This is a genomic window from Pseudomonas mosselii (assembly GCF_003205295.1).
Lineage (GTDB): Bacteria > Pseudomonadota > Gammaproteobacteria > Pseudomonadales > Pseudomonadaceae > Aquipseudomonas > Aquipseudomonas mosselii_B.
In genome coordinates, this window is the sequence record NZ_QJRP01000051.1 from 1 (window position 1) to 26,787 (window position 26,787).

The following is a 26,787-nucleotide window of genomic DNA, read 5'->3' on the forward strand; positions in this document are numbered from 1 at the left end:
CTTCCCGCCCGGCCACTTCACGCTCGCGATAACGCCGCTCGCCCGGCATCCGCGTCAACCCGGCTGTCTGCATCTGCCCCACCAGTTCGCGGCTGCGCAGCGCAAAGCGCTCGCCTTCGGCCTTGCTCGGGTCGATCACGATGATCAACTGCCCGGTCCACGGGGTTTTGGCTCCCGGGTGACCGGACCAGTCGAACTCCCAGGAGAAATTGCCTCCCGTCAGCGCCGCCGCCAGCAGCTCGACCATCATCGACAGCGCCGAGCCCTTGTGTCCGCCGAACGGCAGCAAGGCGCCGCCCTCGAGAATCGCCTTGGGGTCGCTGGTCGGCTGGCCATCGGCGTCCACGCCCATGCCCGGCGGCAGCTGCTCGCCCGCCCGTGCGGCGATCTGCACGTCGCCATGGGCCATGGCGCTGGTGGCCATGTCGAAGACGATCGGGTCATGCCCGGCGCAAGGCGCGGCAAAGGCGATGGGGTTGGTGCCGAACAGCGGCTTGCGCGCACCGTGTGGCACCACGCAGGTCATGCTGTTGACCACGCTCAAGGCCACCAGGCCCTCGTCGGCGAACGGCTCGACATCCGGCCACAGCGCGGCGAAATGGTGCGAGTTGTGGATCGCCAGCACCGCGATGCCGGCCGTGCGCGCCTTCTCCACCAGCAGCGAGCGGGCCGCGGCCAGGGCCGGCTGGGCAAAACCACCCTTGGCATCGACGCGCACATAGGCCGGTGCAAGGTCGCTCACCTGCGGCTCGGCGCGGCCATCGACCCAGCCGCTGGCCAGGGTCGAGACATAACCGGGAATACGGAACACCCCATGGCTGTGGGCACCGTCGCGCTGGGCGCTGGCGCAGTTGTGGGCGAGCACGGCGGCCACCGCCGCGCTACAACCATGACGCTCGAAGATCGACTGCAACAACGCTTGCAGTTCAGTAAAAGGCACGCGCACGACAGAGCCGGTGGAAGGTGAAGACATCTGGAGCTCCTTTCTTGGAATTGGAATCGCTACAGCGCAACTGCACAGACTTTCCCGCCAATGACAGCTATCTGTCAAATATTGACTTGATGACAGAAAACAGCCATTTTGGCTTCCACGCCAGAAATCAACCGGAACCGACCATGAGCCAATCGATCAAGCAACGCCTGGAAAGCAGCCTGCACACCGCTGCCGCCTCGGGCCGCCAGATCGCCAGCTACATGCTCGCCAACCTCCACGAACTGCCGTTCCAGACCTCGGCCAGCATCGCCACCAAGCTGGGCGTGAGCGAGTCGAGCGTCGGCCGCTTCTGCCGCGCATTGGGCTACGCACACCTCAAGGCGCTCAAGCAGGACCTGCAGAACGACCTGGGCGATGGCCCCTGGCTGGTGGGCGACCGCCTGCAGGAGTTCCGCCAGCAACCCGAGGACGACCAGCGCTCGGGCAGCCTGGAGCTGGAAATGGCCGCGCTGGTGCGCGTGCACGAATACAGCCGCGGCGAAGCCTGGCAGCAGGTCGCCAGGCGCCTGGCGGAAAAACCCCGGGTGTTCGTCGCAGGCTTTCAGACCGAACGCGGCGTGGCCATGTGCATGAGCCACCTGCTGCAATACCTGCGCGACGGCGTGCAACTGGTCGACGGCAGCGCCGGACACTTCGCCGAGGTGCTGCTGGGGCGCCCGCAGGACTGTGCGCTGGTGGTATTCGAGGCGCGCCGCTATTCCCGCCATGCCCTGCAGCTGTGCCACAAGGCCCGCGAGTTGGGCATCCCGGTGACCCTGGTCACCGACACCTTCTGTGACTGGGCCGATGCCAACGCCGACGAGGTGTTCCGCATCCCCACCGAATTCAACCTGTTCTGGGAATCCACCGCGACCATGCTGTCGTGGGTGCACCTGATGGTCAACGAGGTCTGCAAGAAGCTCGGACCGGATGTTGAAAGACGCTTGGAAGCAACTGCCGCTCTACATAACGAGTTCGTCGGCTACACCTCGTGGCCGGCGGGCAAACAACAATAGCAAGAGTGCAACTACCGAGGTGCGAGATGAAAGGAACCATGGCTGTGGTGGGTGCGTGCGCCCTGCTGCTGGCGGCCGGCGCCAGTGCCGAGACCCTGCGTTTTGCCACTGAAGGCGCTTACCCGCCGTTCAACTACGTCGATGCCGACAACAAATTGCACGGCTTCGACATCGACATCACCCATGCTTTGTGCGCGCAGATGAAAGTCGAGTGCACCCTGGTGGCCCAGGACTGGGAAGGCATCATCCCGGCGCTGATGGCGCGCAAGTACGACGCCGTGGTGGCCTCGATGATCGACACCGAGGAGCGCCGCCGCAAGATCGCCTTCACCGACCGTTACTACCGCACCCCGCTGACCGTGGCGGTTGCCAAGGACAGCAAGATCAGCGACGCGCAGACCGACTTCAATGGCTATACGGTCGGTGCCCAGTCCGCCTCGACCCAGGCGATCTACGCCGAGGACGTGTACGGCAAGGCCGGCGCGGACGTAAAGCTGTACCCGACCCTGGACGAGGCCAACGCGGACCTTGCCGCCGGGCGCCTGGACGGGGTGATCGCCGACAAGTTTCCGCTGCACGAATGGCTGAACAAGAATGGCAAGGACTGCTGCAAGATCCTCGGCGATGTCGACGGCACCAAGGCCGACGCGGCGATTGCCGTGCGCAAGGATGATGATGCCCTGCGCACGCGGCTGAACGAGGCGCTGGCGGCGATCGTGGCCAATGGCACGTACCAGAAGATCGCGAGCAGGTATTTCACCTTCGATATCTATAACTGATACGAATCCTGGGGCTGCTGCGCAGCCCTTTCGCGACACAAGGCCGCTCCCACAGGGCGCGCGCGATCCCTGTGGGAGCGGCCTTGTGTCGCGATCGGGGCGCTATGCGCCCCGCCGACCTCGAGGATGCACCCATGCTCGATCAACTCTCCCTGCTCTCCTTCGCCAGCGGCGGCTGGGGCCAGGCGCTCTTGGCCGGCGCGCTGGTGACCGTGTCGCTGGCCCTGGCCTGCCTGCCCATCGGCCTGCCGCTGGGCCTGCTGGTGGCGCTGGCCGCCCGTTCACGCAAACGCCTGCCGCGGGCCTGGGCCACCACCTTTTCCACGGTGTTCCGCGGCCTGCCCGAACTGCTCACCCTGTTGATCATCTACTATGGCTGCCAGATCGCCGCGCAGAAGATCCTCGCCGTCCTGGGCTACGAGGGCGAGGTGCTGATCAACACCTTCCTTGCCGCAATGGCCGCCTTCAGCCTGGTGTTCGCCGCATTCTCCAGCGAAATCTGGCTGATGGCCTTCAAGACCCTGCCCAAGGGCCAGCTGGAGGCCTGCGCGGCCCTGGGCCTGGGCAAGCGTGCCGGGTTCTTCAAGGTGGTGCTGCCGCAACTGACCCGCATCGCCCTGCCGGGGCTGTCGAACAACTGGCTGAGCCTGCTCAAGGACACCTCGCTGGTCTCGACCATCTCGCTGATCGACCTGATGCGCCAGACCAACCTGGCGGTCAGCGTGACCAAGGAGCCGATGCTGTTCTACGGCGTCGCCTGCCTGGTCTACCTGCTGTTCTCGGCGCTGTCGGGCAGGGTCTTCGCCCTGCTGGAGCGGCGCAGCAACCGCCATCTGCAAGGAGCCCGCCCATGAGCCCGGAGCAACTGCTGGCCTACGTGCTCGACCCCGACCTGCTGGAGCGCTACGGCGCGCGCTTCGTCGATGGCCTGCTGGTAACCGCCAAACTGGTGGCGATCTCGTTCACCCTCGGCGCGCTGCTGGGCATGCTCCTGGCCCTGGCGCGGATGTCGCAGAGCCTCGTGCTGCAGCGCCTGGCCGCTGGCTATGTGTACTTCTTCCGCGGCTCGCCGCTGCTTGCCCAGTTGTTCCTGCTGTACTACGGGCTCGGTTCGCTCAAGGGCTTCTGGCAGGAGCTGGGGCTGTGGTGGTTCTTCCGCGAAGCCTGGTACTGCGCCCTGCTCGCCTTCACCCTCAACACCGCCGCGTACCAGGCCGAGATCTTCCGCGCCAGCCTGATGGCCGTCGCGCCCGGCCAGTACGAGGCGGCCAAGGCGCTCAACCTCAAGCGCTCGACCACCTTCTTCAAGGTGGTGCTGCCGCAATCGCTGCTGGTGGCCATCGGCCCGCTGGGCAATGAACTGATCATGATGATCAAGGCCAGCGCCATCGCCTCGCTGGTGACCATCTACGACCTGATGGGGGTGACCAAGCTGGCGTTCTCGCGCAGTTTCGACTTCCAGATCTACCTGTGGGCGGCGGTGCTCTACCTGCTGATCGTCGAGCTGGTCCGGCGCACCTTGAAACACCTGGAGGCCCGCCTGGGCCGCCACCTGAACTGATTGAAGGAATCCTTTCATGCATTGCCAGACTATCGTCCTGGGAGCCGGCATCGTCGGCGTCAGCACCGCCCTGCACCTGCAGGCCCGCGGACGCCAGGTGATCCTCGTCGACCGCGACGAACCGGGCAGCGGCACCAGCCATGGCAACGCCGGGCTGATCGAGCGCTCCAGCGTGATCCCCTACGCCTTCCCGCGCCAATGGAGCGCCCTTCTGCGCTATGGACTGAACCGCCAGCCCGACGTGCGCTACAGCCTGACCCACCTGCCCAAGGCCGCGCCCTGGCTGCTCAGCTACTGGCGCCAGTCCGCCCCCGGGCGCCTGGCCAAGGCCGCCGCCGACATGCTGCCGCTGGTGCAGCGCAGCGTCGAAGAACACGATGCACTGATCGAGGCCGCCGGCCTGCAAGGGCTGGTACAGGCCAAGGGCTGGATCGAGGTGTACCGTGACAGTGCGCTGTTCGAACAGGCCAAGCGCGACCTGCGGGGCCTGGCCCGTTACGGCCTGCAGTACGAGATCCTCGAGCGCGAACAGCTGCAAGCCCGCGAACAGCAACTGGACGGTGGCGTGATCGGCGGCATCCACTGGCTCGACCCGAAGACGGTCAGCAACCCCGGCGGCCTGACCCGTGGCTACGCGGCGCTGTTCGTCCAGCGCGGCGGGCAGTTCCTCCACGGCGACGCCCGCAGCCTGCTCCAGGTCGAGGACGGCTGGCAGCTGGATACGCGCCGCGGCAGCGTGACCGCCGACGAAGTGGTGGCCTGCCTCGGCCCGCAGTCGGCCGACCTCTACGAGCGGCTGGGCTACCGCTTTCCGCTGGGCATCAAGCGCGGCTACCACATGCACTACGCCACCCGCGACGGCGCCGAGCTGGGTCATTCGATCTGCGACACCCAGGGCGGTTACGTCCTGGCGCCGATGGCCCGTGGCGTGCGCCTGACCACCGGCATCGAGTTCGCGGCGAGCGACGCCGCCGCCAACGAGATCCAGCTACGCCGCTGCGAGGCCCTGGCGCGCCAGCTGTTCCCGGCCCTGGGCGAGCGCCTGGACGACAAGCCCTGGCTGGGCCGCCGCCCGTGCCTGCCGGACATGCGCCCGGTGATCGGCCCGGCGCCCCTGCACAAGCACCTGTGGTTCAACTTCGGCCATGCCCACCACGGCCTGACCCTGGGCCCGGTCAGCGGCCGCCTGCTGGCGGAGCTGATGACCGGCGAGCATCCCTTCACCGACCCTGCGCCCTACAGCGCCGCACGCTTCGACTGAACCTTGAGCGGGAGAACAACAAGATGACCGCACCCTTGAGCCTTGCCAGCCTGCACCCTGCCCCCGCTCCGCGCCCGGAGCTGATTCGCATCGAGGGCCTGAACAAGCACTACGGCGCCTTCCATGTGCTGCACGATATCGACCTGTCGGTGCGCGAGGGCGAACGCATTGTGCTCTGCGGCCCGTCGGGCTCGGGCAAGTCGACGCTGATCCGCTGCATCAACCGCCTGGAGGTCGCCCAGCAGGGTAGCATCCGCGTGGCCGGCACGGACCTCGCCAGCAAAGGCCGCCAGGCCGCCCAGGTGCGCAGCGAGATCGGCATGGTGTTCCAGCATTTCAACCTGTTCCCGCACATGAGTGTGCTCGACAACTGCCTGTTGGCGCCGATGAGCGTGCGCGGCTTGTCGCGCCGTGAGGCCGAGGAACGGGCGCGGTTCTATTTGAGCAAGGTCGGCATCGAGAACCAGGCGCACAAGTACCCCAGCCAGCTGTCCGGCGGCCAGCAACAGCGGGTGGCGATCGCCCGGGCGCTGTGCATGAAGCCGAGGATCATGCTGTTCGACGAGCCGACCTCGGCGCTTGACCCGGAAATGGTTGCCGAGGTGCTGGATGTGCTGGTGCAATTGGCCGGCACCGGCATGACCATGCTTTGCGTCACCCACGAAATGGGCTTCGCCCGGCAGGTGGCTGAACGGGTGCTGTTCCTCGAGGGCGGCCGGATCATCGAGGACAGCCCGCCGGAGGTGTTCTTCGGGCAGCCCAGGACGGCGCGGGCACAGGCGTTCCTGAAGCAGATACTGCATTAGCGATTCACAGTTCTGGGCGCATTCGTTTGCAAGGTGCTCGCCGTTGGAATTGCAGCGCCTATCAGATCGAGCGCCGCCCGCGCGGCGCTCGATCTCGAGAGCGCTGCAAGGGGGGTGGCGGACACCCGGTGGCCTCGCACGGTCAATAGCCCTCACACCCAAATACCTTGAATGGCCTGACCGTAAAGGTGAAAAGGTGACTATCCGTCGACACCGTAAATGAATGATGAAGACCCAGTCGCCAGCTCCCCCGGACGCCCCTGCCAAACACCATCATTGCACCGATGCAAAGACCCGACTGCGTCGTTAAATATTATTGACCAAGACCCCCGCCAAACCCTTGTCACCAAAGGCCCCGACGGCCCGAAGCCCCCGAAAACAGCCGCCTGGACACCCCGTCACTCGTTTGACATATCGAACGGCTCTGGCAAGCTATGAGTCAGGCCCCGACCGACATCGCCTGCAAGGCGAGCCGGCAGTGCTCGGGGCTCCAGGCAGCACTCAAGGCCCCGGCCGTGCGCCTGCACAACAACGACAGGCATGACCTGTCTCAAGGTGACATATGTCCAACAGCAACATTGGCAACAAGCAACCCTCCCTGCGCAAACCCGTCGTCCTGATGACCATGGGCAGCCAAGAGCGCAAAGGCCATGACTATCAGGTCATGACCCACAAATACATCACCCCGCTGGTCGAGTTCGCAGGTTGCGTCCCGGTCCTGGTGCCCACCTGCTGCGGCGTCGAAGACCTCGAGACCTACCTGGACATGGCCGACGGCGTCTACCTGACCGGTGCCGGCAGCAACATCGATCCGGCCCTCTACGGCCAGGAAAACCAGACCCCCGGCAAGGGCCAGGACAAGGACCGCGACCTGTTCGACATGCCGCTGGTCAAGGCGGCGATCAAGCGTGGCTTGCCGATCTTCGGCATCTGCCGCGGCATGCAGGAAATCAACGTCGCCCTGGGCGGTGACATCTACCAGAAGGTCTACGCCGAGCCAGGCTTCAACGACCACCGGGAAAACCCGGAAGATCCGGTTGAGGTCCAGTACGCTCCGGTGCACAGCGTGAAGATCAAGCCAGGCAGCTGGCTGCAAGAAACCCTGGGCACCGACGAGATTCGCGTCAACTCGCTGCATGGCCAGGGCCTGCGCAACCTGGGTGCCGGCATCGAGCCGATCGCCCATGCCGAAGACGGCCTGGTCGAGGCAATCCACGCCCCGAGCCTCTCGCCCTTCCTGTTCGCGGTGCAGTGGCACCCGGAGTGGCAGGCGGCGAAGAACCCCGACTCGATCAAGATGTTCCAGGCCTTCGGCGACGCCTGCCGCGCCCAGGTCCGCAAGTCCCAGGTCAAGCACCACCAGGCTGCCTGACCCACCGAAGCTTCGTTAGCTTTGATCGCGGGGCGGTGCAATACCGCCCCCGTTTCCCCGGTCACCCTCTGCTGGTCCCAGAACACCTCCCGTGGAAGCGGGCGGCGGGCTTGTGCCTGTCTCCGCGATCTTTTTTCTTCCCCCGCAAGTCATACGACAACAGTGCCTTACCGAGTAATCGGTGGCTTGCGCTTTCCCTTGTAGGAGCGGCCTTGTGTCGCGAAAGGGGCGCGCAGCGGCCCCAGGGTCTGAGAGTTGACGCACCAACCGCCGGGGCCGCTCTGCGGCCCTTTCGCGACACAAGGCCGCTCCCACAGGGAGACCGTTCCCTGCTCGACAACGCAGCCCTAAGGGCTGGGTTGCGTTGTCATGGCTGAAAAGGACTCAAAAATTCTGTGCAGAGGGGACTAGTCATCGCCATAGTTGTACGATAACTTACCACTCACCTTGGTTCTCCCTCCTCCAAGCGCCACAGGATGCCTACAACAATGACTCCACAAGAACTGCAATCCATCCTCTCCCACGGCCTGCTGTCGTTCCCCGTCACCGACTTCGACACCCACGGCGACTTCAACCCGGTCGGCTACGTCAAGCGCCTGGAATGGCTCGCCCCCTACGGCGCCAGCGCCCTGTTCGCCGCCGGCGGCACCGGTGAGTTCTTCTCCCTGGCCGCCAGCGAGTACAGCCAGGTGATCAAGACCGCCGTCGACACCTGCGCCACCTCGGTGCCGATCCTCGCCGGCGTCGGCGGCTCGACCCGCCAGGCCATCGAATACGCCAGGGAGGCCGAGCGCCTGGGCGCCAAGGGCCTGCTGCTGCTGCCCCACTACCTCACCGAAGCCAGCCAGGACGGCGTCGCCGCCCATGTCGAGGCGGTATGCAAGGCCGTGAACATCGGCGTCGTCGTCTACAACCGCAATGTCTGCCGCCTCAACGCCGACCTGCTGGAAAAGCTGGCCGAACGCTGCCCCAACCTGATCGGCTACAAGGACGGCCTGGGCGACATCGAGCTGATGGTGTCGATTCGTCGCCGCCTGGGCGATCGCTTCAGCTACCTCGGTGGCCTGCCCACCGCCGAGGTGTATGCTGCGGCGTACAAGGCCCTGGGTGTGCCGGTGTATTCCTCGGCGGTGTTCAACTTCGTACCGAAGACGGCGATGGACTTCTACCACGCCATCGCCCGCGACGATCACGCCACCGTGGCCAAGCTGATCGACGACTTCTTCCTGCCGTACCTGGACATCCGCAATCGCAAGGCCGGTTACGCCGTGAGCATCGTCAAGGCCGGGGCGAAGATCGCCGGCTATGACGCCGGCCCCGTGCGCACGCCGCTCACCGACCTGACCACGCAGGAGTACGAGATGCTCGCCGCGCTGATGGACAAGATGGGCCCGCAGTAAGCGAGCTTCCTGCGGCCTGCCGATGCCGCCGCCGGAGCAGGGCCGCCCTGCTCCGGCCTACAACCGATCCCCGTATAAAAATAATGAGTGGGAGTAATCAGCATGCAAGCGACGAAAAAGACGCATGTGCGCTACCTGATCCTGTTGATGCTGTTCCTGGTGACCACCATCAATTACGCCGACCGAGCCACCATCGCCATCGCCGGCTCCAGCCTGCAGAAAGACCTGGGCATCGATGCGGTCACCCTCGGCTACATCTTCTCCGCCTTCGGCTGGGCCTACGTGGCCGGGCAGATCCCCGGCGGCTGGCTGCTCGACCGCTTCGGCTCGAAGAACGTCTATGCCTTCAGCATCTTCACCTGGTCGCTGTTCACCCTGCTGCAGGGCTTCGTCGGCGGCCTGCCGGTGGCCTGGGCGGTCGTCACCCTGTTCACCCTGCGTTTTCTGGTCGGCTTCGCCGAAGCGCCGTCGTTCCCCGGCAACGCCCGGATCGTCGCGGCCTGGTTCCCGACGCAAGAGCGCGGCACCGCCTCGGCGATCTTCAACTCGGCGCAGTACTTCGCCACCGCGCTGTTCGCGCCGATCATGGGCTGGATCGTCTTCACCTTCGGCTGGGAACATGTGTTCGTGGTGATGGGCGCGCTGGGCATCGTGTTCTCGGCGGTGTGGCTGAAGACCATCTACAACCCGCGCCAGCACCCGCGCATCGGTGCCGCAGAACTCGAGCACATCGAGCGAAACGGCGGTCTGGTGGACATGGACCAGAAGCGCGGCAACGACGGCCCGAAATGGGGCTACATCAAGCAACTGCTGACCAGCCGCATGCTGCTGGGCGTCTACCTGGGCCAGTACTGCATCAACGCCATCACCTACTTTTTCCTCACCTGGTTCCCGGTGTACCTGGTGCAGGAACGCGGCATGACCATCCTCAAGGCCGGCTTCATCGCCTCGCTGCCGGCGGTATGCGGCTTCATCGGCGGCGTGCTCGGCGGCGTGCTGTCGGACTGGCTGCTGCGCCGGGGCAACTCGCTGACCTTCTCGCGCAAGCTGCCGATCGTCTGCGGCCTGCTGCTGTCAACCACCATGGTCTTCTGCAACTACGTCGAGGCCGAATGGATGGTGGTCGGTTTCATGACCCTGGCGTTCTTCGGCAAGGGCATCGGCGCGCTGGGCTGGGCGGTGGTCGCCGACACCTCGCCCAAGCAGATCGCCGGGCTGTCGGGCGGGCTGTTCAACACCTTCGGCAACATCGCCTCGATCACCACGCCGATCGTCATCGGCTACATCATCAGTGCCACCGGCTCGTTCAAGTGGGCCCTGGTATACGTGGGTGCCAATGCCCTGGTGGCCGTGTTCAGCTACCTGGTGATCGTCGGCCCGATCAAGCGCATCGAGCTCAAGGACGACCCGAAGCAGGCTGCGGCCTCCACCGCTGAACTTGCCGCTTCGCGTCATTGAGTCAAACACGCCGGCGCCCCGGCCGGGCACCGGCCGCCGTACAAGAAGCCTGAAAGAAACGACAAGAAGGGCCTGACCATGCAGTTGATCGAACATTCCGAGTCGCCCCGCTACGTGCGCCTGCACCCCGACGACAATGTCGTGGTGGTGGTCAACGACGGCGGCCTGGGCGAAGGCGCGCGCTTCGCCGACGGCCTGACCCTGGTCGAGGGCGTGCCGCAAAGCCACAAGGTCGCCACCGTGGATATCCGCCGGGGCGAGGCGGTTCGCCGCTATGGCCAGGTCATCGGCCATGCCCTGGAAGACCTGCGCCAGGGCAGCTGGGTCAAGGAGGATCAACTGGCGATGCCGGCCGCGCCCGAACTCGACAGCCTGCCGCGCTGCGACGCCGTGCCCGCCGCGCAGGCGCCGCTCGAAGGCTTCACCTTCGAGGGTTACCGCAATGCCGACGGCACCGTCGGCACCCGCAACATCCTCGGCATCACCACCACCGTACAGTGCGTGACCGGCGTGCTCGACCACGCGGTAAAACGCATCCGCAACGAACTGTTGCCCAAGTACCCCAACGTCGACGATGTGGTCGCCCTCACCCACAGCTACGGCTGCGGCGTGGCGATCAACGCCCGCGATGCCTACATCCCGATCCGCACCGTGCGCAACCTGGCGCGCAACCCCAACCTGGGCGGCGAGGCGCTGGTCATAAGCCTGGGCTGCGAAAAACTCCAGGCCGGTCAGGTGATGCACCAGGACGACCCGTCGGTAGACCTCAGCGAACCCTGGCTGTACCGCCTGCAGGACGCCTCGCTGGGCTTCGTCGAGATGATCGAGCAGATCATGGCCCTGGCCGAAACCCGCCTGCGCAAGCTCGACCAGCGCCGCCGCGTAACCGTGCCGGCCAGCGAGCTGATCCTGGGCATGCAATGCGGCGGCAGCGACGCCTTTTCCGGGATCACCGCCAACCCCGCCCTGGGCCATGCCGCCGACCTGCTGGTGCGCGCCGGGGCCACGGTACTGTTCTCGGAAGTCACCGAGGTACGCGACGCCATCTACATGCTCACCTCCCGCGCCGAAACGCCGGAAGTCGCCGAGGCGCTGGTGCGCGAGATGGACTGGTACGACCGCTACCTGCAACAGGGCGCGGCGGACCGCAGCGCCAACACCACGCCGGGCAACAAGAAAGGCGGCTTGTCCAACATCGTGGAAAAATCCCTGGGTTCGATCGTCAAATCCGGCAGCGGCGCCATCCAGGGCGTGCTCGGCCCGGGCGAGCGGGTTACGCGCAAGGGCCTGATCTTCTGCGCCACCCCGGCCAGCGACTTCGTCTGCGGCACCTTGCAGCTGGCCGCCGGGATGAACCTGCATGTGTTCACCACCGGCCGCGGCACGCCCTACGGCCTGGCCATGGCACCGGTGGTCAAGGTGTGCACCCGCAGCGAACTGGCCCAGCGCTGGCCAGACCTGATCGACATCGACGCCGGGCGCATCGCCAGTGGCCGGTCGAGCATCGAGGACCTGGGCTGGGAGCTGTTCCACTACTACCTCGATGTGGCCAGCGGCCGCAAGCGGACCTGGGCCGAGCAGCATGGCCTGCACAACGACATCACCCTGTTCAATCCAGCACCGATCACCTGAACGACACAGGTGGCGTGGGAGCGGGCTTGCCCCGCGATGATGCAATCGCGGGACAAGGCCGCTCCCACGCCCTGGCTCATCACTCATCCAGGAGTTTCCATGCCCAATATCCTCGGCCACAACTTCATCGCCGGCCTACGCAGTGCCGTCGGTCCGCAACGCCTGCAGAGCCTGGACGCCACCACCGGCGAAGCACTGCCCTACAGCTTCGCCCAGGCCACCGAAGGTGAGGTAGACCGCGCCGCCCGCGCCGCGGCCAGTGCCTTCGGCGAATTCCGCCAGCTCCCCCCGGCACGCCGCGCCGAATTCCTTGAGGCGATCGCCGCCGAACTGGACGAACTTGATGACAGCTTCGTGGCCATCGTCTGCCGCGAAACCGCCCTGCCCGCCGCCCGTATCCAGGGCGAACGCGGCCGCACCAGCGGGCAGATGCGCCTGTTCGCCCAGGTACTGCGCCGCGGCGACTTCCTCGGTGCGCGCATCGACCTGGCGCAGCCCGAGCGCCAGCCGCTGCCACGGGTGGACATCCGCCAGATGCGCATCGGCGTCGGCCCGGTGGCGGTGTTCGGCGCCAGCAACTTCCCGCTGGCCTTCTCCACCGCCGGCGGCGACACCGCCGCGGCCCTGGCCGCCGGCTGCCCGGTGGTGTTCAAGGCCCACAGTGGCCACATGGCCACCGCCGACCTGGTGGCCTGCGCCATCCTGCGCGCTGCCGAACGCACCGGCATGCCCAAGGGCGTGTTCAACATGGTGTTCGGTGGCGGTGTCGGCGAGTGGCTGGTCAAGCACCCGGCCATCCAGGCGGTGGGCTTCACCGGCTCGCTCAAGGGCGGCGATGCCCTTTGCCGCATGGCTGCCGAGCGTGCACAACCGATCCCGGTATTCGCCGAGATGTCCAGCATCAACCCGGTGGTCATCCTTCCGGCCGCGCTGGCCAAGCGCGGCGAGGCCATCGCCCGCGAGCTGGCCGGATCCGTGTGCCTGGGTGCCGGGCAGTTCTGCACCAACCCGGGGATGCTGATCGGTCTGCAGTCGCCCGGCTTCAGCCAGTTGCTGAATGACCTGGGCCAGCATCTGGACCAACAGGCTGGCCAGACCTTGCTCAACACCGGCGGCCTGCGCAGCTATGTCGCCGGCCTGGAACACTTGCACGCCCATGCCGGAATCCAGCACCTGGCCGGCCAGGCGCAACAAGGCGACCAGGCCCGGGCTCAGCTGTTCAAGGCCGACGTCCGCCTGCTGCTGGACGCCGACCCACTGCTGCAGGAAGAAGTGTTCGGCCCGGCCACGGTGGCCGTCGAAGTCAGCGACCGCGAGCAACTGCGCGCCGCCCTGCTCGGCCTGCGCGGCCAGCTGACCGCCACGCTGATCGGCGAGCCAGAAGACCTCGAAGCCTTTGCCTGGCTGGTGCCGCTGCTGGAGGAGAAGGTCGGGCGGATCCTGGTCAATGGCTACCCGACCGGCGTCGAGGTGTGCGACGCCATGGTCCATGGCGGGCCTTACCCGGCGACCTCGGATGCCCGTGGCACTTCGGTCGGCACCCTGGCCATCGATCGTTTCCTGCGCCCGGTGTGTTACCAGAACTACCCGCAGGCGCTGCTGCCGCAGGCTTTGCGCGATGGCAACCCGTTGGGGCTGCGGCGCTTGGTGAATGGTCAGTGGTCGGATGAGGCGATTTGAGTGCCCTGACAGCGTCACTTGGGGCTGCTACGCAGCCCCTATCAAGGTGATCAGCCCCTTTGCGCTTCGGCCTCTTCATGGGCCTGGCGCAGGCGTTCCCGGCTGTTGCTCAGGTGCATGCGCATGGCCATCTTGGCGCCTTCGCTGTCGCGCCGGGCGATGGCCTCGTAGATCGCCTCGTGCTCATGCATCAGCCGGCTCATGTAGTGCGCCTGGTCGTCATGGGCCAGGCGTGCGGAGTTGAGCCGGGTGCGCGGGATGATGCTGGTGCCCAGGTGGTTGATGATGTCGGCGAAATAGTGATTGCCGCTGGCCTGGGCAATGCGCAGGTGGAACTGGAAGTCCGCCGACACTGCATCCGAGGCATGGGCCGCGCCCTCGTTGAGCTCGTCCAGCGCCGCGCGCATGCCGGCCAGTTCCTCGTCACCTCGGCGCTGGGCGGCCAGGCCTGCGGCCTCGATCTCCAGGGCGATGCGCAGTTCCAGCACCGCCAGCACTTCGCGCAGGGTGACGATGGTCGCCGGATCGATCCGAAAACCCCCGGTGCTCGGCGCGTCCAGCACAAAGGTGCCGATGCCGTGGCGGGTCTCGACCTGGCCGGCGGCCTGCAGCCGCGAGATCGCCTCGCGCACCACGGTGCGGCTGACCCCCTCCTCGGCCATGATCTGCGATTCGGTAGGCAGCTTGTCGCCACGCTTGAGTTGGCCGCTGCGGATGCGCTCGGTCAGCACCGTGACCAGTTCCTGGGCCAGACTGCGCGGCTTGCGCCGGATCCGTGCCTGTACCTGCTGCTCTGTCATGCCCTGTATGTCTGGTTGTGGAAGACAGGCGTGATGATAGCGCAAGCAGTTGTACGATCACATACATGCAACGGGGTTTTCATAGGCCCTGGCGTGCCGTCGACGGCGGCTGGCCCATGACTCGCCGGTACAGGCTGGAAAACGCGCTGGGGCTTTCATAGCCCAGGTCCAGGGCGATGGTGGTCACCGCCTCGCCGGTAGCCAGCCGCGTCACCGCAGCCATCAGGCAGGCCTGCTGGCGCCACTGGCCGAACGACAGTCCGGTCTGCTCGCGAAAGCGTCGGCTGAAGGTACGCGGGCTCCAGTTCAGCTGTCGTGCCCAATCCTCGGCACGGGTATGGATAGACGGCTGTGCCAGCAATGCCGCGCACAAGGCCGCCAGGCGCGGCTCGGCCGGCAGCGGCGCGAACAGCGGCAGGCGCTCGGCCTGGCCCAGCTCATGCAGCACTAACCGCAGCAGCAGACCATCGCGCCCCGCCTCGTCATGCAGGGCCGGCACCTCGGCGCTGGCCAGCAACAGCTGGTGCAGCAGCGGCCCGACCCGCAGTGCCTCGCACACGCTGCCCGACCTGGGCAGCGTTGTCGGCTCGATGTACAGGCTGCGGGTGCTTACCCCGCGCATGCGCACCTGGTGCGGCTTGCCGGGCGGAATCCACACCCCGCTGCCGGGCGGGATGACCCAGGCGCCGTCATCGGTCAGCACCTCCATCAGCCCGCTCATGCCATACAGGAACTGCGCCCGCCGATGGACATGCCTGGGCAGCAGGGTATCGGGTGGATAGTCGGTGGCGATGGCCAGCACCGTACGCGGGAAGGCATCGACCTGGGACAGGGGAACATTGCGCATGATAGAAGGCTCTGGCCAAAACACGATGATTATTGGCCAGCTTGCGTAAGCCAGCCAAGGGGCAGGCCCCTACCCTGACAGCCTCAACCCTGGCCCGAGGCCTGCCCCATGCTCTATCCCCTGCTTGGACTGTTCGGCCTGTGCGCCGGCGTCACCACCTTGCTGTTCGGCTTCGGCGGCGGCTTCTTCGCCGTGCCGCTGTTCTATGCCCTGCTGCTGGCCAGCCATGGCGCGGGGACGGCCGTGGCCCAGCACGCCATGCAGATCGCCGTGGCCACCTCGGCCACTGTGATGATCTTCAGTAGCGCCCTGGCCACCTGGCGTCATCACCGCGCGGGCAGCCTGCGCTGGGACCTGGTGCGGCCACTGACGCCGGCCATCGCCCTGGGCGCGCTGCTCGGGGCCTGGGCGGCGATGTACGTGGCCAGCGCCTGGTTGCGCTGGCTGTTCATCGCCTACTTGGCGCTGAGCCTGCTGGACGCCTGGCTGCGTCCGGGCTTCGTACGCGCTGGCGAACATCGTCTGGCCCCCCTTGGCAGTGCCGGCGCCACCCTGGTCGGCGTACCCATAGGCGCACTGGCGGCGTTGCTCGGGGTGGGCGGCAGCGTGATGACCGTACCCTTGATGCGCCGTCGCGGCGCCAGCATGCGCACCGCCACGGCCATGGCCAACCCGTTGTCACTGCCCATGGCGCTGGCGGCCACGCTGGTCTATGCGCTGCTGCCGGCCAACCCGCTTGACCTTGGCCCCGGCGTGCTGGGCTTCATCGACCTGCGCGCGGCCCTGGTGATGACCGTCGGCGCCTGGCTCGGCATGCACCTGGCCGCGCCGCTGCTCGGACGCATCCCCGACAGCGTGCACGCCCGGGCCTACCTGGCGCTGCTGGCCTGCGTGCTGTTGGTGATGCTGGTTAATGGCCGCTGAGACTGGCGAATGGCCACAACGACGCGGTAGGCTGATCTCCAGCGCTGGCCTGGGGGTCGCTGCTGAGCGCGGTGCTGGCGGTGGGCACCGTGGTGTTGATGGCCAAGGCGATGCACGGCGGTGAACTGTTCGGTCTCTCCCAGCGCCTTGACTACGGCGTCGGCGTGCTGTGGATCGCGGCCTTGGCCCTGCAGTCGCTGCGCACGCGCCAGCACGACGGCCTGCAAATGGCCATCGTCTGACGGCAAACTGCTGGCCCCCAGGTATCGGAAGCAAAGGCAAACTTTGTTTTCCTTCAGATGCTTAGGACAGCAACATGCGAATGATTCTAGCAACTGTGGCCGGCTGCCTGCTGGCCACCGCCGCCTTCGGCGCCCAGGCCCGGGCACTGAGCCAGAACGATCGCCAGGTGTGCGGCTGGGGCGCGCAGATAGCCGCCGAGGCGCAGCAGGCCAAGCTTTCCGGGGTCACCCTCTACGCCACGCGCAAGAAGCTGCAGGTGCGCAAGTTTGCCAAGCCATGGATGCGTATGACGGCGTTCGGCATTACCGAGCAGACCTACAACAGCCGGTCGCGGCTCAAGCCCACGGCAATCAAGCAGACGTATTACGAGCAGTGCGTGCAGCATGCAGTAGCAAAAAGATAAAATTCCTATTAATCAATAATTTATGAGCATTAACTAATCTTATTTATGAGAATTAGTTAATGTCATTTCGAGACTGTGTTGTCATACGCCAGCTTCTTGGAAATTCAATGATTCAAGCCCAAAGGGGACGCCAAGCGTCCCCGTCGGACCATCAGGGCTCCACGATTCCCGTCGTGTCACTGATCAGCGACTCCGCCTTGAGCGGCACAGGTGCCACCTTGCGCATCTGCGCCACCTGCCCTGCACTCACCCCCGCCGCCTGGTTGCCCCAGCTGCTGCGGATGAAGTTGACCACATCGGCCACCTGCTGGTCCGACAGCCGCCAGCCGAAGCCCGGCATGCTGAAGGTCGAAGGCGCCGTCGCCGTGGCCGGCAGGGTCGCGCCCTCGAGCACGATATGGATCAGCGAGGTGGCATCCTCACCCTGCACCACCGGGTTGCCGGCCAGCGCCGGGAACACCCGGGCGTAGCCCTTGCCATCAGTACGGTGGCAAGCGCCACAGTTGTCAACATAGAGCGCCGCGCCGGTCTTGCCGTCGTTGCCCTGCCATAGCGCCTGGGCGACGGCGCGGTCCTCGTGGAACGGTTTGTCGTCCGGGTTCACCGGCGGCAAGGTCTTGAGGTAGCGGGCGATGGCGGTCAGGTCGGCGTCGCTCATGTACTGCATGCTGTGCTCGACCACATCGCTCATGCCGCCGAACACCGCGGTGCGCTCGTTGCGCCCGGTCTTGAGGAAGGCGACGATCTGCGCCTCGTCCCAGCTGCCCAGGCCATCCTTGTGGTCACCGCGCAGGCTCTTGGCGATCCAGCCCTCCAGGGGCGCGCTGCCGGACAGGAACGCCGCGCCGTCGCCGGCATCCAGGGCTTTTTCCTGCATGGTCAGCGCCCGCGGCGTGTGGCACGCGCCGCAGTGTCCCAACCCTTCGACCAGGTAGGCGCCGCGCGCCACCAGCGGATCGCGCCCGGCAGCTTCGAACGGTTTGACCGGCGGCGCGAACAACCCACGCCAGAACGCCAGCGGCCAGCGCATGCTCAGCGGCCAGGGGATGTCGCTGTCCTTGTTGTGCTGCTCCACCGGCTGCACACCGTGCATGAAGTAGGCGTAGAGCGCCTGCATGTCCTGGTCGCTGACCCGGGCGTAGGATGGGTACGGCATGGCCGGGTACAGCGTGCCGCCGTCCTTGCCGATGCCCTGGCGCACGGCGCGTTCGAAGTCCTCGTAGCTGTACTGGCCGATACCGCTGGCGTGGGGCGTGATATTGGTGGAGTACAGGGTGCCGATGGGCGTTTCCATGGGCAGCCCGCCGGCGAACGGCTTGCCGCCCTTGGCGGTGTGGCAGGCCACGCAGTCGCCGGCGCGGGCCAGGTATTCGCCTTGCCTGACCTGCGCCGGGTCCACCGCGTCGGCGGCCTGCAGCAAGGTACTGGCGCCCAGGCCCAGCATGGCGATGAGCAATGTCTTCATGTTGGCTTTCCTCATGCCTGAACCAGTGGACCGGGGTTCTTCAGGTAGCGCTCGCGGATCGCCCGCGCCGACCAGTAGGTCAGTGCCGCCACCAGGCCGGTGGGGTTGTAGCCCAGGCCCTGGGGGAAGGCCGAGGCGCCGGGGACGAACACGTTGTGCACATCCCAGCACTGCAGGTAGCGATTGAGCGCACTGGTCTTGGGATCGGTGCCCATGATCGCGCCACCGTTGAGGTGGGTGGTCTGGTAGGTGGAGGCGTCGAAGTGCTGGCCGAACGCTTTCTTGCCCGCGCTGATCGCCTTGGGCCCCATTGCTTCGGCGATCTTGCCCATGCGCTCGACCATGAAGCGGTTCATCTTCACGTCGTTGTCCTTCCAGTCGAAGGTCATGCGCAGCAGAGGCAAGCCGTAGGCATCCTTGTACACCGGGTCCAGGTCGAGGTAGTTGTCGCGGTAGGACTGGTGCGCGCCATGGGCGTCCATCGACAGCATATGCCGGTAGCTGTCGGCCACCGCGGCCTTCCAGCCACTGCCCCACTTCGGCGTGCCCGGCGGCACCTTGGTGCCGGAGATCGGCTTGGCGCCGGCCTGGTTGACCCAGAACGGCGAACCGCCGACGAAGCCGTGCGGGCCATGGTCGAAGTTGTCGGCGTTGAAGTCGTCCACCGCCACGCCGTTGCCGCCGGCGCCGATGAACGGGTTGGTGTGGTGGCTGTCGCGGTCGAAGAACGCGGTCACGGTGGAGATGTTCTGGTAGGCGAAGTTGCGTCCGACCACCCCTTCGTTGCTCACCGGGTCGTAGGGCTTGCCGATGCCCGAAAGCAGCATCAGGCGTACGTTGTTGTACTGGAACGCGCCGAGGATCACCAGGTCGGCCGGTTGCTCCACCTCGCGCCCCTGGCTGTCGACGTAGGTCACGCCGGTGGCCAGGCGCTTGTCGGCGGTCAGGTTGACCCGCAGCACATGGGCGTTGTTGCGCAGCTCGAAGTTCGGCACCTGGCGCAGGGCCGGGAGGATGTTCACATTGGGCGAGGCCTTGGAGTACATGTAGCAGGCGTAGCCACTGCAGTATCCGCAGAAGTTGCACGGCCCCATCTGAGCGCCGTAGGGGTTGGTGTACGGCCCGGAAGTATTGGCTGACGGCAGGTTGTAGGGGTGGTAGCCGACCTCGCGGGCGGCCTTCTCGAACAGTTGCGCCGACACGGTGTTCTTCTGCGCCGTCAGCGGGAAGTCGCTGGAGCGGTCGGCGGCGAACGGATTGCCGCCCTTGTCGCGGCCCACCACCTGGCCCTTGATCGACCAGGCCGTGCCGGAGGTGCCGAACACTTTCTCGGCGAAATCGAAGTACGGCTCCAGCTCTTCGTAGCTCACGCCGAAGTCCTGGATGGTCATGCCCTCGGGAATGAATCGCTTGCCGTAGCGCTCCTCATAGTGGCTGCGCAGGCGCAGCTCCACCGGGTCGACACGAAAATGCACGCCGGACCAGTGCAGCCCCGCCCCGCCCGTGCCGGTGCCGGGCAGGAAGGCGCCGAACTGGCGGTACGGCACGGCCACATCGTTGACGCTGTGACGCAAGGTCACTGTCTCGCGGGAGATGTCCATGAACAGCTTCTTGCGCGAGTTGTAGGTCAGCTCGTCCATGGTCTGCGGGTAGACGCCGTCCGGGTAGGTGTCGCGGGCCGGGCCACGCTCCAGGGCCAGCACCTGCAGGCCGGCCTCGGTCAGTTCCTTGGCCATGATCGCCCCGGCCCAGCCGAACCCGACGATGACCACATCGACTTTCTTCATCACTTGGCTCATGGCTCAACCTCGCTCGCCGCTGATGGACACTGGTGGGAAGGGATAGCGCTCGTCGCGCTCCACCCAGTCCATGAAGTCGGCGCGGGCGCCGGGGAATCCGACCAGCTTCCAGCCGGCCAGGCCCTGGTTGCCGCCGTGCAGGGGGTCACTGAAAAAACCCTCGCGGGTGTTGAGCCAGAGCATGCCGAGGAAGGTGGCTGCCGGCACCGAGGCAAAGGCCAGCTTGCCGCCGTCCAGGGCCTCGAGCACCTGCTGCTGTTGTTCAAGGCCGAGCTGGGCAAATGCCTTGCCGAACTGCACCTGGCACCAGGTGTCGGTTTCGGCGATGCCCAGCCGGTAGATCTCCTGGGGGCTGAGCCTGAGCTGGTAGCCCAGCTCGCTGGGCGCGTCGGGGTGGAATGGCCCCTGCATGTACCACAGCCCGCCGCTGCCGTAGCGGGTGTTGAGCTGACGGTCGATGAACTCGGGTACGCCGGCTTCGACCGCGCCGGGGCCAAGGGCGTCGGCGGGGATGAGCACGGCCACGGCGGCGCCGACGAAAGCCCACTCCTGCTGGGTGAAGAAGCTTGGCTGGTAGGCCCGTGCCGGGGCCGCTCGGGCCGGTTCGGCAGATACCGGGGTGGCGCTGTCGGCGAGCACTGCGCCGCCCAGTCCCGTGCTGGCGAGGGTCGCCACCGGGATCAGGGTCAGGGATTGGCGCAGGAACGCCCGGCGCGCCGGTTGCACGGAGGCGGGTTGGTCCTTGGACATGAGGATGTCTCTCTGTTGATCAGGTCATACGGAAATCGTCGCCCTTTTCACCGATGAAGATCCCGGGGCCACGGGCCGAGACAGCGCTGTCTCGACGGAGCGGCCTTGTTTTGCCAAAGGGTCGCGGTGCGACCCCGGGATTTCGAATCGGGCAAGGGCTGTTGTTATGGCAAACACGGGGCGAGCGCAGTGCTCGCCCCGTTCATGGGTTTCGCCGCGACCAGGCAAGTGGGTTGACCAGGTTCTGCGGTCGCTCGCCGGCCAGGGCCGCCAGCAGGTTGTCCACCGCGCAACGGGCCATGGCCTCGCGGGTTTCCTCGGTGGCCGAGCCGATGTGCGGCGTCACCACCAGGTTGTCCAGTCGCAGCAACGGTGAGTCGACCGGCAACGGCTCGCGCACGAACACGTCCAGGCCGGCGCCGCGAATGCGCCGCTCGGCCAGGGCCTGGAACAATGCCGGCTCGTCCAGCACCCGGCCGCGGGAGATGTTCACCAGGATCGCCGAGGGCTTCATCAGCGCCAACTGTGGCGCGCCGATCAGGTTCTCGGTCGCGGCGGTCAACGGCAGACACAGGCAGACGAAATCGGATTCGGCCAGCAATGCCTCCAGGCTGCGATGCGCGGCGGCGAACCGCGCCTCCACCTCGGGCCGCGGCTGGCGGGTGTGGTACAGCACGCGCATGCCGAAGCCGGCATGCGCGCGGCGGGCCAGGGCTTCGCCGATGCGCCCCATGCCGACGATGCCCAGGGTCTTGCCCTGCACGTCGCAACCAAACTGCGCCGGCCCGATGCCCGCCTGCCAGTGACCGGCGCGGATCCAGCCGTCTAGCTCGACGACCCGCCGGGCACAGGCCAGGATCAGGGCGAAGCCGGTGTCGGCGGTAGTTTCGGTGAGCACATCGGGGGTGTTGGTCAGCAGCACGCCGCGCTGATTGAAAGCGTCGATGTCGTAGTTGTCGACGCCGACCGAGACGCTGGAGACCACCTCCAGCTGCGGCGCCAGGTCGAGCAAGGGGGCGTCCAGACGCAAGCTGGCGCCGAGCAGCCCGTGGGCGCCCGGCAGCGCCGCGCGCAGCCGGGCGAGGCCGTCAGCACTGGGCGATTCGACCAGGGTGACCTCGGCGTGCGCCTGCAGACGGCCCATGAGTGCGTCGGAGAGACGTTTGTAGAGGACGATGCGTTTCTTCATTGCACGGTACCTATCGGCTGGGCGCCAGGCTTTGCCGGCGTGTCTGTTGCAAGGGATTGAGAACGGCGGTCAGGGCCACGGCCAGCAGCAGCGCCGCGCACATGAACAGATAGGAGGCGCCGGGGCCGCCGGTGGCGCCATTGAGGTAGCCCACCAGCCACGAGCCGGAAAACGAGCCCAGCGCGCCCATGCTGTTGATCAGCGCCATGGCGCCCCCGGCGACGTTGGCTGGCAGCAGCTCGGGCACGATGGCGAAGAACGGCCCGTACGGCGCGTACATGCAGGCCCCGGCGATCACCAGCAAGGCGTAGGACCACCAGAAATGTTCGGTGCCCAGGCTGTACGAGCCATAGAACGCCAGCGCGGCGATCAGCAGCGGTGGCCAGACGAAGCGCTTGCGCTTCTGCAGGCGGTCCGAGGCCCAGGACACGCCGAGCATGGCCACCACCGCCCCCAGGTACGGCACCGCCGACAGCCAGCCGGCGGTGACGATGTCCAGCGCCGCCGCCTGCTTGAGGATCGATGGCAGCCAGAGGACAAAGCCGTACACGCCGATGCTCCAGCAGAAATATTGCAGCGACAGGATCAGCACCGTGGGCGAGCGGAACGCCTCGCGGTAGTTCTTCACCGGCTTGATGCCCTGTTGCTCGGCGTCCAGCGCCTCGCGCAGCGCCGCCTTCTCGCTGGCGTCCAGCCACTTGGCCTGCTCCGGGCGGTCATCCACCAGGCGCCACCAGATGAAGGCCCAGAGGATCGCCGGCGCACCCTCGATGATGAACATCCAGCGCCAGTCGAACTGCTGCACCAGGTAGCCCGAGACCACCGACATCCACAGGATGGTCACCGGGTTGCCGAGGATCAGGAAAGTGTTGGCCCGCGAGCGCTCGGCGCGGGTGAACCAGTGGCAGAGGTAGATGAGCATGGCCGGCATCACCGCCGCCTCCACCACACCCAGCAGGAAGCGGATGACGATCAGCAGGTAGACGTCGTGGACCACGCCGGTCAGCGTCGCCAGGCCGCCCCAGAGGATCAGGCTGGCGAAGATCAGCTTCTTCACGCTGCGCTTCTGCGCATAGAGGGCGCCCGGGACCTGGAAGAAAAAGTAGCCGAGGAAGAACAGCGCGCCGAGCAGCGATGACAGCGCCGGGGTGATCTTCAGGTCGTCGGCCATGCCCGAAGCGGCGGCGAAGCCATAGTTGGCCCGGTCGAGGTAGGCCAGGCTGTAGGTGATGAAGACGATGGGCATGATGTACCACCAGCGTCTGGGAGCGAGTCGATCGAGCTGCATGGGGGAATCTCCTGGTCTTGTTGTTCTTGTCACATCAGGTGCCGGACGGTCCGGCGATTCAGCGTGGTTGGAGCGAAGCGTGTTCGTGCAGGTCCAGTTCATGGCGTTGCGGCAGGCCTTCCATGTCGCCCCGGCTCTGTACCGCCCGGCTGCCGCACCAATTGCCCCGGGCCACGGCCCGGCGCAGCGGCAGGCCCTCGAGCAAGGCGCTGATCACGCCGACGGCGAAGGCGTCGCCCGCGCCCACGGTGTCCACCACGCGGGCCACTGGAAAACCAGGAACCACTCCGTGCTCGCCCTGGGCGTCACGCCAGTAGGCACCTTCGGCACCGAGCTTGATGGCGACGCATTGCACGCCCTGCTCGAGATAGAACTCGGCGATGGCCTGCGGCGACTGGCGTCCGCTGAGTAGGCGGCCCTCCTCAAGCCCAGGCAGGACCCAGTCGGACTTGAATGCCAGGGCGTTGATCTCGTGCACCATGGTCTGGCGGTCCGGCCACAGCGAGGGGCGCAGGTTGGGGTCGAAGGAAATGCTGCGGCCACGGGCGCGCATGTCGTCCAGCAACTGGTGGCAGAGGGCGCGGCAGCTGGTCGACAAGGCCGGCGCAATACCGGTGGCGTGCAGGTGTCGGACCTCCAGCAACGCGGGCTTCACCTGGGCCGGCGAGAGCCGGCTGGCCGCCGAACCTCGGCGGAAATACTCGACCTGCGGATCGCGGCCGTCATCGCAGCGCTCCTTGAGCTGGAACCCGGTGGGGTGCTCGTCATCGATCTCGACGCTCGAACAGTCCAGCCCTTCCTGGCGCAGGGTGTCGAGCACAAAGGCACCGAGCGAATCGTTGCCGACCCGGCTCAGCCAGCGCACCCCCAGCCCCAGGCGCGCCAGGCCGATGGCCACGTTGCTGTCGGCACCGGCGATGCGCTTGCCGAACCCCTCGACCTGGGCCAACTCGCCCGGCTGCGCGGCCACGAACATGGCCATGGTCTCACCGAAACACAGGACGTCGCGCTCAGCCATGGCACACCTGCCCTTCCAGCTGCGCCAGTTGCGCGACCTGCCGCGCGGTCAGCGCCAGCAGGTCGTCACCGGCCAGGGGGTATTCGATGGCCCGCGGCAGATCCGGGGCAAAATGCGTCATCAGTTCGCGCCACTGAGCCAGGTCGAGCGCCTGGGGCACGACCGCGACCAGGCGCCCGTCGGCTCGCCGGGCCACGGCCTTGCAGTGCACATAGCGCACCCAACGGCCCAGCAGTTGTGCCGCAAGCAGCGGCGATTCGTCGTGCCAGTACCAGTTGCCGATATCGAAGGTCATGCCCGGCGCCACGCCCTGCTCCTGCGCCTGGCGAAAGAATCTTTCCAGGGTTTGCAGTCGGCCGCCGTAAGGCGTCTGGTCGTTCTCCACGTACAGCGCCGTCTTGTGTCCCAGCAATGGCGCCAGGGCCCGCAGGTCACAGCCGGCCTGGTAATGCCCCAGCGACACCTTCAGCGCCACCGCGCCGATCTCGCTTGCCAGTTGCAATCGCTGGGCGATGGCCGGTTCCAGGCTGCCATCCTCGCGCCATAGCTCAAGTGGCGTGGAGTAAAGGCTTTGCAGGCCATGTTCGGCGGCCAGGTTGGCCAGGGTGGCGGCATCGGGCGCGGCGTCGAACAGTTCCTCGCGCCATTCCACCCGCCGCGCACCGGCGGCGGCCAGCAACGGCAGGTAGCTGGCCTGGCCCCGACGCCGCACGGCATCGGCACCAAAACTCGACAGACTGATGGAAACAGTGGGGGTTTGCATGCGTGGTGGTCCTTGTTCTTGTAGATGAAACCGGTTTCATTTTTTGCCAGCAACAACGGCGTCAACGACGCCGTCATATTTGTGTTCGGGTCGAACCTCGCGGGATCAGCTCGGCTTGCAAATCCAGCCGCCGGGCCGGCGAACCGCTGCCTTGCAGGCGTTCCAGCAGGCACTGGAACGCTGCGGCACCGATCCGCCCGGTGGGTTGGGCCAGGGCGGTGATGCCGCTGCCCACCAGCGGGTACCAGTCCAGTTCGTCCAGCGCCAGCAGGCCCACATCCTGGAACAACGTCCCGCCGCGGGCGTGCAGCACGCTTACCACCTCCAGGGTGGCAACGCCGTTGCAGGTGAACAGCGCCTGCGGGCCGTGCCCTGCCCCGGCGATGAAGCTGCCCAGCTGCTCCGGCAGGTCCGCGCCCACCTCCAGCACCTGCCCACGCAAGCCACGACGCCTGGCGATGGAAGCCTGGAAGGCGTCGACCCGCTCCTGGCGGGAGCTGGTGCCGTCGAGCGGCTCGGTCACCGCGAGGATGTCGCGATAACCGCAACGCTGCAGATGATCCAGGGCCTGTCCGACGGCGTCGGAGTTGTCCAACCCCACCAGGTCGACTGACAGACCGGCCAGTTGCCGGTCGACCAACACCATCGGCAGGTCGCGGGCCAGCTTGGCCAGTTCATCGGCGCGGTGGCCGAGGGTGTTCACGATCAGGCCGTCGACGTTGTACGACTGCAAAGCCTGCAGGTGGCTGCGCTCCTGGTCGTCATCGTAGTCGGTGTTGCACACCACCAGGCTGTAGCCGTGCTGACGGCAGGCGGTCTCGACGCCGTGCATCACCGCCACCGAGTAGGGGTTGCGGATGTCCGCCAGGAGCATGCCGATCAGCCCGGTGCGGCCGCGCTTGAGGGCACTGGCCATGCGGTTGGGGCGGTAGCCGAGGCGTTCGACGACGGCCTCGATGCGTTGCGCGGTGGCTTCGGCGAGCAGTTGCCTGTCTTCGCCCATGTAGCGCGAGACCGTCGCCTTGGAAACGCCGGCGGCCTTGGCTACCTCGCTGATGGTGACCCGCCCGCGGGCGGGAGCTGGCTCTTTGTTCACCCTGTTTCCTTCTTGTTTGTGCTTTTGCAGGGTTGATGAAAACGGTTTCAATGAAATCAGGGATGGGGGGTGGCGTCAAGTGATGGGCTTTCTGCCAAAGCGGGCGGATTCAGTGCCAAACGCATTCTCTGTCGCTGTGTCGGGGGGCGCCGGGGGTTATGGTGGCTCCTCGGAGTTCGCTCGCCTTGCCCTGGAGATGGCCATGACCGCACTGTTTAGGATCAGTCTGTTCTTGATGCTGGCTGGTATGGGGATGGGGGATAT

At 66.5% G+C, this 26,787-nt stretch carries 26 protein-coding genes; 15 read left to right on the plus strand and 11 right to left on the minus strand.

The features are described from left to right. Window positions 1-973: Ldh family oxidoreductase (locus DMX06_RS24800; protein ID WP_110739821.1), on the minus strand; the 973-nt coding region annotated here is incomplete at its 3' end. A gap of 143 nt (window positions 974-1,116) precedes the next feature. On the opposite strand from DMX06_RS24800, the gene DMX06_RS24805 reads away from it, so the two are divergent. From DMX06_RS24805 to DMX06_RS24860, 11 genes are all read left to right on the plus strand, one after another. Continuing rightward, window positions 1,117-1,989 carry a MurR/RpiR family transcriptional regulator gene (locus tag DMX06_RS24805; protein ID WP_110739797.1) on the plus strand — a complete coding sequence of 291 codons (873 nt, stop codon included), beginning with the start codon at window positions 1,117-1,119 and terminating at the stop codon, window positions 1,987-1,989. 26 nt (window positions 1,990-2,015) lie between these two features. Continuing rightward, entirely contained in the window at window positions 2,016-2,768 is a 753-nt protein-coding gene (locus DMX06_RS24810) for a transporter substrate-binding domain-containing protein (RefSeq protein ID WP_110739798.1), read from the plus strand. 134 nt (window positions 2,769-2,902) lie between these two features. After that, complete coding sequence (locus tag DMX06_RS24815; protein ID WP_110739799.1) at window positions 2,903-3,622, plus strand: ABC transporter permease; 720 nt, start codon at window positions 2,903-2,905, stop codon at window positions 3,620-3,622. Then, window positions 3,619-4,329, plus strand: coding sequence for an ABC transporter permease (locus tag DMX06_RS24820; protein WP_110739800.1), 711 nt, complete (start codon window positions 3,619-3,621; stop codon window positions 4,327-4,329). Before DMX06_RS24815 ends, DMX06_RS24820 begins: the two co-directional genes overlap by 4 nt. Before the next feature lie 16 nt (window positions 4,330-4,345). Next, window positions 4,346-5,590, plus strand: coding sequence for an NAD(P)/FAD-dependent oxidoreductase (locus DMX06_RS24825; protein WP_110739801.1), 1,245 nt, complete (start codon window positions 4,346-4,348; stop codon window positions 5,588-5,590). 23 nt (window positions 5,591-5,613) lie between these two features. After that, window positions 5,614-6,396, plus strand: a complete 783-nt coding sequence (locus tag DMX06_RS24830) for an amino acid ABC transporter ATP-binding protein (RefSeq protein ID WP_110739802.1) — start codon at window positions 5,614-5,616, stop codon at window positions 6,394-6,396. A gap of 562 nt (window positions 6,397-6,958) precedes the next feature. Further along, the gene (locus tag DMX06_RS24835; RefSeq protein WP_110739803.1) at window positions 6,959-7,768 is read left to right on the plus strand and encodes a gamma-glutamyl-gamma-aminobutyrate hydrolase family protein; all 810 of its coding nucleotides are present in this window, start codon (window positions 6,959-6,961) and stop codon (window positions 7,766-7,768) included. A gap of 488 nt (window positions 7,769-8,256) precedes the next feature. Then, the gene (gene kdgD / locus DMX06_RS24845) at window positions 8,257-9,168 is read left to right on the plus strand and encodes a 5-dehydro-4-deoxyglucarate dehydratase (protein WP_110739805.1); all 912 of its coding nucleotides are present in this window, start codon (window positions 8,257-8,259) and stop codon (window positions 9,166-9,168) included. 102 nt (window positions 9,169-9,270) lie between these two features. Further along, complete coding sequence (locus DMX06_RS24850; protein ID WP_110739806.1) at window positions 9,271-10,626, plus strand: MFS transporter; 1,356 nt, start codon at window positions 9,271-9,273, stop codon at window positions 10,624-10,626. Window positions 10,627-10,704: 78 nt separating this feature from the next. Continuing rightward, window positions 10,705-12,258, plus strand: a complete 1,554-nt coding sequence (garD, locus tag DMX06_RS24855; RefSeq protein WP_110739807.1) for a galactarate dehydratase — start codon at window positions 10,705-10,707, stop codon at window positions 12,256-12,258. A 99-nt stretch (window positions 12,259-12,357) separates the two neighbouring features. Continuing rightward, window positions 12,358-13,938 carry an aldehyde dehydrogenase (NADP(+)) gene (locus DMX06_RS24860; RefSeq protein WP_110739808.1) on the plus strand — a complete coding sequence of 527 codons (1,581 nt, stop codon included), beginning with the start codon at window positions 12,358-12,360 and terminating at the stop codon, window positions 13,936-13,938. Window positions 13,939-13,988: 50 nt separating this feature from the next. Here DMX06_RS24860 and DMX06_RS24865 read toward each other — a convergent pair whose 3' ends face one another. Further along, the gene (locus DMX06_RS24865; protein WP_110739809.1) at window positions 13,989-14,738 is read right to left on the minus strand and encodes a FadR/GntR family transcriptional regulator; all 750 of its coding nucleotides are present in this window, start codon (window positions 14,736-14,738) and stop codon (window positions 13,989-13,991) included. 79 nt (window positions 14,739-14,817) lie between these two features. Then, a complete protein-coding gene (locus DMX06_RS24870) occupies window positions 14,818-15,585 on the minus strand; it encodes an AraC family transcriptional regulator (protein ID WP_110739810.1) in 768 nt (255 codons plus the stop codon). A 108-nt stretch (window positions 15,586-15,693) separates the two neighbouring features. Here DMX06_RS24870 and DMX06_RS24875 point away from each other — a divergent pair, with 108 nt between their 5' ends. From DMX06_RS24875 to DMX06_RS24880, 3 genes are all read left to right on the plus strand, one after another. After that, a complete protein-coding gene (locus tag DMX06_RS24875) occupies window positions 15,694-16,509 on the plus strand; it encodes a sulfite exporter TauE/SafE family protein (protein ID WP_110739811.1) in 816 nt (271 codons plus the stop codon). Between the two features lie 80 nt (window positions 16,510-16,589). After that, window positions 16,590-16,751, plus strand: a complete 162-nt coding sequence (locus DMX06_RS26410; protein ID WP_181427897.1) for a hypothetical protein — start codon at window positions 16,590-16,592, stop codon at window positions 16,749-16,751. Window positions 16,752-16,825: 74 nt separating this feature from the next. Then, entirely contained in the window at window positions 16,826-17,155 is a 330-nt protein-coding gene (locus DMX06_RS24880; RefSeq protein WP_110739812.1) for a hypothetical protein, read from the plus strand. Between the two features lie 151 nt (window positions 17,156-17,306). Here DMX06_RS24880 and DMX06_RS24885 read toward each other — a convergent pair whose 3' ends face one another. The 8 genes from DMX06_RS24885 to DMX06_RS24920 form a co-directional block, all read right to left on the minus strand. Next, the gene (locus DMX06_RS24885; protein WP_110739813.1) at window positions 17,307-18,620 is read right to left on the minus strand and encodes a cytochrome c; all 1,314 of its coding nucleotides are present in this window, start codon (window positions 18,618-18,620) and stop codon (window positions 17,307-17,309) included. Window positions 18,621-18,631: 11 nt separating this feature from the next. Then, window positions 18,632-20,419: a GMC family oxidoreductase gene (locus DMX06_RS24890; protein WP_110739814.1), complete on the minus strand. Its 1,788-nt coding sequence runs from the start codon at window positions 20,417-20,419 to the stop codon at window positions 18,632-18,634. Between the two features lie 3 nt (window positions 20,420-20,422). Next, complete coding sequence (locus DMX06_RS24895) at window positions 20,423-21,169, minus strand: gluconate 2-dehydrogenase subunit 3 family protein (RefSeq protein ID WP_110739815.1); 747 nt, start codon at window positions 21,167-21,169, stop codon at window positions 20,423-20,425. A 202-nt stretch (window positions 21,170-21,371) separates the two neighbouring features. Beyond that, window positions 21,372-22,358 (minus strand): 2-hydroxyacid dehydrogenase, encoded by a 987-nt coding sequence (locus DMX06_RS24900; protein ID WP_110739816.1) that lies wholly within the window; start codon window positions 22,356-22,358, stop codon window positions 21,372-21,374. A gap of 10 nt (window positions 22,359-22,368) precedes the next feature. Next, a complete protein-coding gene (locus DMX06_RS24905) occupies window positions 22,369-23,646 on the minus strand; it encodes an MFS transporter (protein ID WP_110739817.1) in 1,278 nt (425 codons plus the stop codon). Window positions 23,647-23,704: 58 nt separating this feature from the next. After that, the gene (locus DMX06_RS24910; protein WP_110739818.1) at window positions 23,705-24,664 is read right to left on the minus strand and encodes a sugar kinase; all 960 of its coding nucleotides are present in this window, start codon (window positions 24,662-24,664) and stop codon (window positions 23,705-23,707) included. After that, window positions 24,657-25,427 carry a sugar phosphate isomerase/epimerase family protein gene (locus DMX06_RS24915; protein WP_110739819.1) on the minus strand — a complete coding sequence of 257 codons (771 nt, stop codon included), beginning with the start codon at window positions 25,425-25,427 and terminating at the stop codon, window positions 24,657-24,659. The genes DMX06_RS24910 and DMX06_RS24915 overlap by 8 nt, the downstream gene beginning before the upstream one ends. A gap of 73 nt (window positions 25,428-25,500) precedes the next feature. Further along, entirely contained in the window at window positions 25,501-26,523 is a 1,023-nt protein-coding gene (locus tag DMX06_RS24920; RefSeq protein ID WP_110739820.1) for a LacI family DNA-binding transcriptional regulator, read from the minus strand. Between DMX06_RS24920 and DMX06_RS26475 the strand changes: the two genes are divergently transcribed. Next, window positions 26,516-26,787 (plus strand): hypothetical protein (locus DMX06_RS26475; RefSeq protein ID WP_220037420.1); only part of this gene is annotated, 272 nt, incomplete at its 3' end. The two genes, DMX06_RS24920 and DMX06_RS26475, sit on opposite strands and share 8 nt — an antisense overlap.